At 62.8% G+C, this 11,051-nt stretch carries 9 protein-coding genes; 2 read left to right on the top strand and 7 right to left on the bottom strand.

Annotated elements, in window-relative coordinates; translation table 11 throughout:
- Window positions 1-140 precede the first annotated feature (140 nt).
- The 7 genes from acnA to AWB66_RS31415 all read right to left on the bottom strand — a co-directional run bounded on the left by acnA (window position 141) and on the right by AWB66_RS31415 (window position 9,243).
- A complete protein-coding gene (acnA, locus tag AWB66_RS31445) occupies window positions 141-2,858 on the bottom strand; it encodes an aconitate hydratase AcnA (RefSeq protein WP_087633904.1) in 2,718 nt (905 codons plus the stop codon).
- A gap of 60 nt (window positions 2,859-2,918) precedes the next feature.
- The gene (locus tag AWB66_RS31440) at window positions 2,919-4,370 is read right to left on the bottom strand and encodes a bifunctional 2-methylcitrate dehydratase/aconitate hydratase (RefSeq protein ID WP_087633903.1); all 1,452 of its coding nucleotides are present in this window, start codon (window positions 4,368-4,370) and stop codon (window positions 2,919-2,921) included.
- Between the two features lie 33 nt (window positions 4,371-4,403).
- Window positions 4,404-4,916, bottom strand: coding sequence for a hypothetical protein (locus AWB66_RS33895; RefSeq protein WP_087633902.1), 513 nt, complete (start codon window positions 4,914-4,916; stop codon window positions 4,404-4,406).
- A gap of 85 nt (window positions 4,917-5,001) precedes the next feature.
- Complete coding sequence (prpC, locus tag AWB66_RS31430) at window positions 5,002-6,177, bottom strand: bifunctional 2-methylcitrate synthase/citrate synthase (RefSeq protein ID WP_087633901.1); 1,176 nt, start codon at window positions 6,175-6,177, stop codon at window positions 5,002-5,004.
- Between the two features lie 37 nt (window positions 6,178-6,214).
- A complete protein-coding gene (gene prpB, locus AWB66_RS31425) occupies window positions 6,215-7,099 on the bottom strand; it encodes a methylisocitrate lyase (protein ID WP_087633900.1) in 885 nt (294 codons plus the stop codon).
- Between the two features lie 2 nt (window positions 7,100-7,101).
- Window positions 7,102-8,112 (bottom strand): HpcH/HpaI aldolase/citrate lyase family protein, encoded by a 1,011-nt coding sequence (locus AWB66_RS31420; protein ID WP_087633899.1) that lies wholly within the window; start codon window positions 8,110-8,112, stop codon window positions 7,102-7,104.
- 144 nt (window positions 8,113-8,256) lie between these two features.
- A complete protein-coding gene (locus AWB66_RS31415; protein WP_087633898.1) occupies window positions 8,257-9,243 on the bottom strand; it encodes a malate dehydrogenase in 987 nt (328 codons plus the stop codon).
- Between the two features lie 561 nt (window positions 9,244-9,804).
- Between AWB66_RS31415 and AWB66_RS31410 the strand changes: the two genes are divergently transcribed.
- Both AWB66_RS31410 and sdhC read left to right on the top strand, forming a co-directional pair.
- Complete coding sequence (locus AWB66_RS31410; RefSeq protein ID WP_087633897.1) at window positions 9,805-10,590, top strand: GntR family transcriptional regulator; 786 nt, start codon at window positions 9,805-9,807, stop codon at window positions 10,588-10,590.
- 168 nt (window positions 10,591-10,758) lie between these two features.
- Window positions 10,759-11,051: succinate dehydrogenase, cytochrome b556 subunit (gene sdhC, locus AWB66_RS31405; RefSeq protein WP_087633905.1), on the top strand; the 293-nt coding region annotated here is incomplete at its 3' end.

Below are 11,051 nucleotides of genomic sequence, written 5' to 3'. Positions count from 1 at the left end.
CGCCGAGCCCCGTTTACAACTACTTTGAGCAGCCAACAAAAATGCCGTTCAGTCGCTTAACTGAACGGCATTACGGCGCGAGGCCGGGTTCAACGTTCCCGCGCTCTCATCGAGCGCGGTCACCTGCAAAGCTCAGTCGATCACGCTGCCAGCAGCGAGCGCAGCACAAACGGTAGAATCCCGCCGTGCTTGTAGTAATCGACTTCGATCGGCGTGTCGATACGCAGCAGCACGGCCACGCGCTGCTCGCTGCCGTCCTTGCGGCGGATCACGAGCGTCACTTCCTGCTGCGGCTTGATGTCGTCGGTCAGACCTTCGATGTCGAAGGTTTCGTCGCCGGTGATATTGAGCGTCTGCACGCTATCGGCGCCCTTGAATTGCAGCGGTAACACGCCCATGCCGACGAGGTTCGAGCGGTGAATCCGCTCGAAGCTGCGCGCGACGACGGCCTTCACGCCGAGCAGTTGCGTGCCCTTCGCGGCCCAGTCGCGCGACGAACCCGTGCCGTATTCCTCGCCCGCGAACACGACGGTCGGCGTGCCTTCGTCGATGTACTTCATCGCGGCATCGTAGATCGACAGTTGTTCGCCGCTCGGCTGATGAATCGTCAGGCCGCCTTCGACGCGCGTGCCGTCTGCCTTCGGCGGAATCATCAGGTTCTTGATGCGCACGTTCGCGAACGTGCCGCGCATCATCACGTCGTGATTGCCGCGACGCGAGCCGTAGCTGTTGAAGTCGGCCTTCTGCACGCCGTTCGCCTTCAGCCACACGCCTGCCGGCGAGCTTTCCTTGATCGATCCGGCCGGGCTGATGTGGTCGGTCGTGACGGAATCGCCGAAGATGCCGAGCGGACGCGCGTTCTTCACGGCCGGGATGCTGTCGGCCGGCGTCATCGAGAAGTCCTTGCCGAAGAACGGCGGTTCGGCGATGTACGTCGACTTCGGCCAGTCGTAGACCTGACCCGATTCGCCCGCGATCTTGCTCCACAGGTCGCCGTCTTTCGTGAGCTGCGCGTAGTTCTTGCGGAACGCGTCGGCGTCGAGCGCGAACTTCAGCAGTGCGTGCACTTCGTCGCTGGTCGGCCAGATGTCGCCGAGGTAGATGTCGCGGCCTTCCTTGCCACGACCGACCGGCTCGGTCATCAGGTCGCGCGTGATGTTGCCCGCGATCGCATACGCGACGACGAGCGGCGGCGATGCCAGGAAGTTCGCGCGGATGTTCGGGTGGATGCGCGCCTCGAAGTTGCGGTTGCCCGACAGCACGGCGGCCGCGACGATGTCGTTCTTCGTGATGGCGTCGTTCAGTTCCGGCGTGAGATCGCCCGCGTTGCCGATGCAGGTCGTGCAGCCGTAGGCGGCGAGCGTGAAGCCGAGCTGGTCGAGGTAGGTCAAGAGGCCCGTCTTCGTCAGGTACTCGGTCACGATGCGCGATCCCGGAGCCAGCGACGTCTTGATGTGCGGCGCGACGGTCAGGCCGGCTTCGACCGCCTTCTTCGCCAGCAGGCCGGCCGCGAGCAGCACGCTCGGGTTCGACGTGTTCGTGCACGACGTGATCGCGGCGATCAGGATGTCGCCGTTCTTCACGTTCACGCCGTTGGTCGTCGTGTATTGCGCGTCGAGGTCGGCGGGCTTCTTCGCAAAGCCGTTTTCGCCGACGGGCTTCGAGAACAGGTCCGTGAAGGTGCTCTTCACGTTGCCGATTTCGATGCGGTCCTGCGGGCGCTTCGGGCCTGCCAGCGACGGCGCGACGGTCGAGAGGTCGAGTGTCAGCGTCTTCGTAAAGTCGATTTCGCCGGCCTTCGGAATGCCGAACAGGTTCTGCGCCTTGAAGTACTTCTCGAAGGCCGAGATTTCCGCGTCAGTGCGGCCCGTGCCCTTGAAGTAGTCGATGGTCTTTTCGTCGACGGGGAAGAAGCCCATCGTCGCGCCGTATTCCGGCGCCATGTTGCCGATGGTCGCGCGGTCCGGCAGCGAGAGCGACGCCGTGCCTTCGCCAAAGAACTCGACGAACTTGCCGACGACCTTCTCCTTGCGCAGCATTTCGGTGACGGTCAGCACGAGGTCGGTTGCCGTCACGCCTTCGCGCAGCTTGCCCTTCAGCTCGACGCCCACGACGTCCGGCGTCAGGAAGTACACCGGCTGGCCGAGCATGCCCGCTTCCGCCTCGATGCCGCCCACGCCCCAGCCCACGACGCCGATGCCGTTGATCATCGTCGTGTGGCTGTCGGTGCCGACGAGCGTGTCCGGGTAGTACACGGAGTCGCCGTTATCCGACTTCTTGTGCACGCCGCGCGCGAGATATTCCAGGTTCACCTGGTGCACGATGCCGACGCCCGGCGGCACGACCTTGAACGTGTCGAATGCCTGCATGCCCCACTTCATGAACTGATAGCGCTCGTTGTTGCGCTGGAATTCCAGTTTCATGTTCAGGTCGAGCGCGTTCGGCTCGCGGAAGTGGTCGATCTGCACCGAGTGGTCGACCACCAGATCGACCGGCACGAGCGGTTCGATCGCCTTCGGGTCCTTGCCCGCGCGCTTCGCGACGCCACGCATCGCGGCGATGTCGGCGAGCAGCGGCACGCCGGTGAAATCTTGCAGCACGACGCGCGCGACGACGAACGGGATTTCGTCGGTACGGGGGGCGTTCGGCTTCCAGTTCGCGAGTTGCTGAATGTGTTCTTCCGAGATCTTCTTGCCGTCAAAGTTGCGCAGCACCGATTCCAGCACGATGCGAATCGACACTGGCAGGCGTTCGATCTTGACGTTCAGCGCTTTCCCGAGCTGCGGCAGCGAGTAGAACTTGCCTTTGCCGGCACCGCTGTCGAATTCCTTAAGCGTTTTGTGGAGATTGTGGGCCATGATTTTTTCCGTGGGAATTAAACGGGAGCTACCTTCGATGCAACGTTTCTGTTTGACTGACTAGATCACATACAGATCGACGTATTCATTGACCGGCATCGCTTCCAGCTTTGCCTGATGGAGCGATACCGCGAGGATCGCCTGTTGCTGCTTGGTCGGGAAACGGCGCGCGAGGTTCGTCCTGAACTTCTCGACGAGCAGCGGTATGCCATCCGCGCGACGACGCTTGTGTCCGATCGGATATTCGACCACCACCTCGTCGAACGTCGAGCCGTCGTTGAACTCGACGGTCAGCGCGTTCGCGATCGAGCGCTTTTCCGGATCGAAGTAATCCCGGGTGAACTGCGGGTCTTCGACGCACTCCATCTTCGCGCGCAGCACGTCGATCCGCGGGTCTTGCGCGACCGAATCTTCGTAATCGGCGGCGGTCAGGCGGCCGAAGATCAACGGTACCGCGACCATGTACTGAATGCAGTGATCGCGGTCGGCGGGATTATCGAGCGGACCTTTTTTATCGATGATGCGAATCGCCGCTTCGTGCGTGCGAATCGTGATTTTCCTGATGTCTTCGACCGTTTTGCCTGCCTGGGCAAGCCGGCCGTGCAGCGTCATGGCCGCTTCCACTGCCGTCTGCGAGTGGAATTCGGCGGGGAACGAGATCTTGAAGAGCACGTTCTCCATCACGTACGAGCCGTACGGACGCTGGAACTTGAATTCGTTGCCCTTGAAAAGCACGTCGTAGAAGCCCCACGTTTTCGCTGTCAGCACCGACGGATAACCCATCTCGCCGGTCTTCGCGATCAGCGCGAGACGCACGGCGCGCGAGGTCGCATCGCCCGCGGCCCACGACTTGCGCGAGCCCGTGTTCGGCGCGTGGCGATAGGTGCGCAGCGCATGTCCGTCGACGAATGCGAGCGACACTGCGTTGATCAGCTCGTCGCGCGTCAGGCCGATCATCTGGCCGACGACCGCGGTGGAAGCGAGCTTGACCAGCAATACGTGATCGAGCCCGACCTTGTTGAACGAATTTTCGAGCGCGATGCAGCCCTGAATTTCGTGTGCCTTGACCATCGCGATCAAGACGTCTTTCATCGTCAGCGGCTTTTTGCCGACGGCGACGGCGTTGCGCGAGAGCCAGTCGGCGGTCGCGAGGATGCCGCCCAGGTTGTCCGACGGATGGCCCCATTCGGCGGCGAGCCAGGTGTCGTTGAAGTCGAGCCAGCGGATCATCGCGCCGATGTTGAAGGCGGCCTGAACCGGGTCGAGCTGGAATGAGGTGCCCGGCACCTTGGCGCCGTTGGGGACGATCGTGCCCGGCACGATGGGTCCCAATAGCTTGGTGCAGGCGGGGTAGGAAAGCGCTTCGAGTCCGCAACCGAGCGTGTCGATCAGGCAATTGCGGGCCGTGTCGAGCGCGAGCTTGCTGTCGACGTCGAAATCGACCACGTAATCGACTATGTCGATTAAAACCTTGTCCGGATCGGGCCGGACGTTGGAGATCGGTGCGGACATCGAGCGTTTCCTGATTTGACTACGAACAGGGACTTACTTCACATCCTTGATCAGCGCGTTCGATTGCGTCGGAGCGGGCGCGCCGGATGCCATCGCCTGCGTCATGCACTCGTCGGCGAGACGCGATTCGTCCTTGTCCGAGAACAACATCGCCTTCGTCGGGATCACGACGAGGTCCATGCCCGTTGCGGTGTCGTGGAAGCGGTCGGCGCCGGTCGTCGTGTCCTGGCGCGGCAGGCGGTAATCCTTTTGCGCCCAGTGCACGGTCACGACGGCATCGCGCTTCATGTCACCTTTCAGGTAGAAAGCGAGCCCTTCCTTGCACGACCACTTTTCCGCGCCTTCCGGAACCGGATCGGTCTTCGCGGCGGCGGCTGCGACGGCGGCCGGCTTGCGCTTGATCAGGCGCTTCGCCGGGGCCGGCCGCTGGGCCGTGGCTTTCTTGGTTGCTGCTGCTTCGGTTGTCGCGGCGAAAGCGTCGGTCGTGACGATGAGGCTGGAAGTTGCCAGGGTGCCGACGATTGCAGCGATCAGAAGTTTGTTCATTGATGAAACCTTTCAATTTCGTGAGTGTTGATGGCGAGCGCCGCGCGGATTGGGCCGATTGCTGTCGACCCGAACGCGCAACTCGCTATTTTCGCTTATTTAGCGCGATGAACTTCAAATTCTCGGGTCCGGTGTAATTTGCGCTCGGCCGGATGATCTTGTTGTCGATGCGCTGCTCGACGATGTGTGCGCTCCAGCCGGCCGTGCGCGAGATCACGAAGAGCGGCGTAAACATCGCGGTCGGCACGCCCATCTGGTGATACGACACGGCGCTGAACCAGTCGAGATTCGGGAACATGTTCTTCGCGTCCCACATGACCGACTCCAGCCGCTCGGCGATATCGAAGAGCTTCATGTCGCCCGCTTCCTTCGACAGCTTCTTCGCCACTTCCTTGATGACCTTGTTGCGCGGATCGGAGATCGTGTACACCGGATGGCCGAAGCCGATCACGACTTCCTTGCTCTCGACGCGCTTCCTGATGTCGACCTCGGCTTCGTCGGCGGATGCGTAGCGCGACTGGATCTCGAAGGCGGCTTCGTTGGCGCCGCCGTGCTTCGGGCCGCGCAACGCGCCGATCGCGCCCGTGATGGCCGAATAGACGTCCGAACCCGTGCCCGCGATCACGCGGCCGGTGAACGTCGATGCGTTGAATTCATGCTCGGCGTACAGATTGAGCGACGTGTGCATCGCTTCGACCCACGACTTCGACGGTTCCACGCCATGCAGCAAGTGCAGGAAGTGCCCGCCGATCGAATCGTCGTCGGTTTCGACTTCGATGCGCCGGCCGTTGTGCGAATAGTGGTACCAATACAAAAGCATCGAGCCGAGGGAAGCCATCAAACGGTCGGCGATATCCTTCGCGCCCGCGACGTTGTGGTCGTCCTTCTCGGGCGATACCGTGCCGAGCACGGAGACGCCCGTGCGCATCACGTCCATCGGATGCGCCGATGCCGGAATCCATTCGAGCGCTGCCTTCAGGTTCGCGGGCAGACCGCGCAGCGCCTTCAGCTTGATCTTGTATGCCTTCAGTTCGGCGACGTTCGGCAGCTTGCCGTGCACGAGCAGGTGCGCGATTTCTTCGAATTCGCAGGTGTTCGCGACGTCGAGAATGTCGTACCCGCGATAGTGCAAATCGTTGCCGGTCTTGCCGACCGTGCACAGCGCCGTATTCCCGGCCGTCACGCCCGACAGCGCGACGGACTTCTTCGGCTTGAAGCCGCCCGCGGCGGCGGGCGCGTCGGTTGTTGCGGTATCGCTCATCGTCCCAAGTCTCCCATGGCCTGCGGTTTGTGCAACGCTACTTGTTCTGGTTGAACAGGGCGTCGAGCTTCTGCTCGTACGCGTGATAGCCGATGCTCTCGTAGAGTTCGCTGCGCGTCTGCATCGTATCGACGACGGCTTTCTGCGTGCCGTCGCGACGAATCGTCTCGTAGACGTTCTGCGCCGCCTTGTTCATCGCGCGGAACGCGGAGAGCGGGTACAGCACGATCGAGACATCGACGCTGCGCAATTCATCGACCGTGAAGAGCGGCGTCGAGCCGAACTCCGTGATGTTCGCGAGCACCGGCACCTTGACGGCATCGACGAACTGTCGGTACATGCCGAGTTCGGTTATCGCTTCGGGGAAGATCATGTCCGCGCCGGCTTCGACGCACGCCTCTGCACGCTCGATCGCCGATTGCAGGCCCTCGACCGCGAGCGCATCGGTGCGCGCCATGATGACGAACTGGTCGTCGGTGCGCGCGTCGACGGCCGCCTTCACGCGATCGACCATTTCCTGCTGCGTGACGATCGCCTTGCCCGGCCGATGCCCGCAGCGCTTCGCGCCCACTTGGTCCTCGATGTGCATCGCGCCCGCGCCCGCCTTGATGAGCGACTTCACCGTGCGCGCGATGTTGAACGCGCTCGGGCCGAAGCCGGTATCCACATCGACGAGAAGCGGCAGGTTGCAGACGTCCGTGATGCGGCGCACGTCGGTGAGGACGTCGTCGAGCGTCGAGATGCCGAGATCGGGAAGGCCGAGCGAACCCGCCGCGACGCCGCCGCCCGACAGGTAGATCGCCTTGAAGCCCGCGCGTTGGGCGAGCAGCGCATGATTGGCGTTGATCGCGCCGATCAGTTGCAGCGGCTTTTCAGCGGCGACGGCGGCGCGGAAGTTTGCGCCCGCGGAAGTGATCGTCATGTTCAGCTTCCCCCCGGTGATTCGTCAGAAGCGAAAAGCGCCCGGGCGCTTTCCGGCACGGTCTGTCCGATGGCTTGCGCGCGGCGCAGCACCGACCAGTAATAGCGATAGCTTGCGCGGTCGTGCAGCGTGTCGCCGTGACGCGTCGGGCCCCACTGCGCGGCCTGCGCCGCGAGCAAAATGTCGGCGGCGAGCTCGATTTCATCGGCGCGCGGCGCAAAAGCGGCGACGATCGGCACGATCTGGTCCGGGTGAATGCTCCACATGCGCGTGTAGCCGAATTCGTTGCGCGCGCGGGCCGCATCGTTCGCCACGACGCTCATGTCGCGTACTTCCGTCGACACGTTGTGCGACGGCACCTTGCCGTGCGCGTGACACGCCGCCGCGATCTCCAGCTTCGCGCGCCGCACGAGCGGATGATCGAACTGGCCGGGCGAGCGCATCGCCGTGTCGGGGATGGCGCCATTGTGCGCCGATACGAAGTCCATCAGGCCGAAACTCAGCGCTTCGACGCCCGGCAGCGCGGCGAGTTCGAAAACTTCTGCGAGCGCGCCGTGCGTTTCGATCAGCAGGTGACAGGGAATGGGCTTCTGGATGCCGGCTTCGCAGCGTGACGCCTCGACGAACGCGACCATTTCGGCGGCATCGAAGACGCTGCGGATTTTCGGCAGGGTGATGTAGGCGGGCGCCTTCCGGGCATGGCGCAGGATGATGCGCACGTCGTCGCGCCACGACGGATTGGCGAAGTCGTGGATGCGCACGCCGACGCGCCCGAAGCGGTCTTCCTCGCCGCCGATGAACGACGCCACGAGTTCCGCGTGCGCCGCCTCGCGGCCGATCTGAGCGCCGTCCTCGCAATCGAGCGTGATGTCGAAGACAGGCCCGAGTTGCGCCTGCAACGCGAGCGACTTCTTCATCAACTTCTCGCTGCCGGCATAGTGATCGCACGGCGGCAAGACCGCAGGTTGCACTTCGCCGTCAAACAGCACTTCGGCTGGGGTGAGAGCGCGCATCGTCGGCGTCGGTCGAATGTGGGGGAGGTGAAAAGGCCGATTCGAACGCGCTCGGCAACTTCCAAGCGCGCTCGGATCGGCCGCGAACGCCTTTACGGGCGTTCGCGTAACGCGAAGCGCCGGCTCGCGGCTCTTCGACCCGTCTTACTTGCCGAGCAGATGCGCAACACCGTCGCGCTCTTCGAGCAGTTCGTTAAGCGTGCCATCCATCTTCTCGCGCGAGAACGCGTCGATTTCCAAGCCTTCGACGCGCTTGTACTCGCCGTTTTCGCACGTCACCGGCACGCCGTAGATGATGTCTTCGGGGATGCCGTACGAGCCGTCCGACGGAATGCCCATCGTGACCCACTTGCCGTTCGTGCCGAGGACCCAGTCATGCACGTGGTCGATCGCCGCGTTGGCCGCCGAAGCCGCCGACGACAGGCCGCGCGCTTCGATGATCGCCCCGCCGCGCTTGCCGACAGTCGGGATGAACGTGTTGCGGTTCCATTCGTCGTCGTTGATCAGCTTCGTGAGCGATTCGCCATCGACCGTCGCGAAACGGAAGTCGGGGTACATCGTCGGCGAGTGGTTGCCCCACACAGTGAGCTTTTCGATCGACGCCACCGGCTTGCCCGACTTGGCCGCCAGTTGCGACAGCGCGCGGTTGTGGTCGAGGCGCAGCATGGCGGTGAAGTTCTTCTTCGGCAGGTCCGGCGCCGAGTTCATCGCGATGTACGCGTTCGTGTTGGCCGGGTTGCCGACCACGAGCACCTTGATGTCGCGGCTCGCGACTTCGTTGATGGCACGGCCCTGCACCGTGAAGATTTCCGCGTTGGCCGAGAGCAGATCCTTGCGCTCCATGCCCTTCGAGCGCGGACGCGCACCGACGAGCAGCGCGACGTCGGCGTCCTTGAACGCGACCTTCGGATCGTCGGTGATGACGACGCCTTCGAGCAGCGGGAAAGCGCAGTCTTCCAGTTCCATCACGACGCCCTTAACCGCGTTTTGCGCTTGCGGCAGGTCGAGCAGTTGAAGGATCACCGGCTGGTCTTTGCCGAGCATGTCGCCGTTGGCGATGCGAAACAGCAGCGAGTAGCCGATTTGACCTGCGGCGCCGGTGACGGCAACGCGCTTTGCGGACTTAGCCATTGAAAACTCTCCTGGACGGTGCGTGAGACGCTAGGGAAACGCCATTTTATGCGCGTTACGCGAAGCGTTGATGAAGCATGTCGGCCGTGCAGCGCGAGAGCATGCCGAAACGCTGTCCGGACGCGCCTGTCGAGCGCGCGCCGTCGGGCGTTCCAGCCGCATGTGGCGCGGCGGCGCGGCCGTCATGCCGGGAATCTTTATTCAGAGCGGGAGTTTGCGGTGGCGGGGCGCCGGATCTCGTCGCGCAGGAGGCGTTTCGAGGTGACGCTGGACGTTGCAAGGCAATACACAGGCAGCGGCGGGCGAATCGAAAGCCGTTCGGCGTGAGGCGAGAAGCGGCGGGGCACTCCGGATGAACAATTGCGTTGCGCTATCGTTTACTGTTCCCGATGCGCCAGGCCGAGCTTTCCTTCGACCCGCAAAAGTCCCGCAAACCCTTGCTCGCCAAGGAGTGTAGGATTCGCTGGACGTAAAGTCAACCGTATCTTATGTCTTATATAAGACATAGGAATCTAAGGGAAAACGCTGGCGCGGCTCGGGCCTTTATGATGAAATGCGCGCATGAATTCGAACCCGGCGACGACGAACCCCCCGAACGGCGCTGGTGCGACGGACGTCGCGCCGGCGCCGTCACCGACGTTCAGCCCGCTTTATCAGCAAATCAAGGCGCTCATCACGCAGGGGCTCGAGTCTGGCGAATGGAAGCCGGGCGAGATCATCCCGAGCGAGGTCGAACTCGCTGCCCGCTACAAGGTGAGCCAGGGCACGGTGCGCAAGGCGATCGACGAACTCGCCGCCGACAACCTGCTCGTGCGTCGTCAGGGCAAGGGCACGTTCGTTGCGACGCACAACGAAGACCGCGTCCAGTTCCGTTTCCTGCGCCTGTTGCCCGACGACGGCGACGTCCATCCCCACGTCAGCCGTCTGCTCGAATGCCGCCGCCTGCGCGCGCCCGCCGAGATCGCACGCCAGCTCGACCTGAAGCCTGCGGACCCGGTCGTTCTTATCAGGCGCCTGTTGCAGTTTGATGGCGAGACCACCGTCTTCGACGAAATCTGGCTGCCGGGCGCGGTGTTTCGCGGCCTGACGGCGGAGCGCCTCGCCGATTACAAGGGTCCGCTCTACGCGATGTTCGAAACGGAGTTCGGTACGCGCATGATTCGTGCGTCGGAGAAGATCCGCGCGGTCGCGGCAGACGCGGGCGTCGCGGAGTTGCTCAACGTGGCCGAAGGGTTTCCGCTGCTGTCCGTCGAACGCGTGTCGTATACCTATGGCGACCGGCCCGTCGAAGTGCGCCGCGGATGGTATGTCACGACCGGCTACTACTATCAGAACGACCTGAGCTGAATGCAATGAGCAAACGGCTGCGCATCGGACCGCAACCGGTGCGCGCGCCTCTCGCAAACGCCTTTCTTTCGCGGTTCGTAAAGGAATCTTCTGCGGCGTTTCGCTGCAGCGCGATATGAAAAGGCGCTAAAATCGCGGATTAGTGTGATAACAATGTTGGGGTCTAGCATGGCTGAAGCCGTAAAAAAACCAAGGCCCGAGTTCCGTAACATCGGGATCGGTCAAATCGCGAAGTATCGCTTGCCGCTAGCAGGGAAGGTCTCCATCCTGCATCGAATCAGCGGTCTTCTGCTGTTCATCTCGCTGCCGTTCCTGCTGTATCTGCTGGACCAGAGCCTGACATCGGAAATCAGTTTCGATGCGTTCAAGGGCTTTCTCGCCAATCCCATCGTCAAGATCATCGTGCTCGTGCTGTCGTGGGCGTACCTGTTCCACTTCTGCGCGGGCATTCGCTTCTTGCT

The organism is Caballeronia telluris (assembly GCF_001544495.1).
Taxonomy (GTDB): Bacteria; Pseudomonadota; Gammaproteobacteria; order Burkholderiales; family Burkholderiaceae; genus Caballeronia; species Caballeronia telluris.
Note: the sequence above shows the minus strand (reverse complement) of the source record. Positions and strands in the feature narration are given on the sequence as shown.

Excerpts from the sequence above, each read along its gene's own strand:
- prpC (WP_087633901.1), bottom strand. The coding sequence starts at position 6,177 with ATGAGCGATACCGCAACAACCGACGCGCCCGCCGCCGCGGGCGGCTTC.
- AWB66_RS31410 (WP_087633897.1), top strand. The coding sequence starts at position 9,805 with ATGAATTCGAACCCGGCGACGACGAACCCCCCGAACGGCGCTGGTGCG.
- AWB66_RS31440 (WP_087633903.1), bottom strand. The coding sequence starts at position 4,370 with ATGTCCGCACCGATCTCCAACGTCCGGCCCGATCCGGACAAGGTTTTA.
- AWB66_RS31420 (WP_087633899.1), bottom strand. The coding sequence starts at position 8,112 with ATGCGCGCTCTCACCCCAGCCGAAGTGCTGTTTGACGGCGAAGTGCAA.
- acnA (WP_087633904.1), bottom strand. The coding sequence starts at position 2,858 with ATGGCCCACAATCTCCACAAAACGCTTAAGGAATTCGACAGCGGTGCC.
- AWB66_RS33895 (WP_087633902.1), bottom strand. The coding sequence starts at position 4,916 with ATGAACAAACTTCTGATCGCTGCAATCGTCGGCACCCTGGCAACTTCC.
- prpB (WP_087633900.1), bottom strand. The coding sequence starts at position 7,099 with ATGACGATCACTTCCGCGGGCGCAAACTTCCGCGCCGCCGTCGCCGCT.
- AWB66_RS31415 (WP_087633898.1), bottom strand. The coding sequence starts at position 9,243 with ATGGCTAAGTCCGCAAAGCGCGTTGCCGTCACCGGCGCCGCAGGTCAA.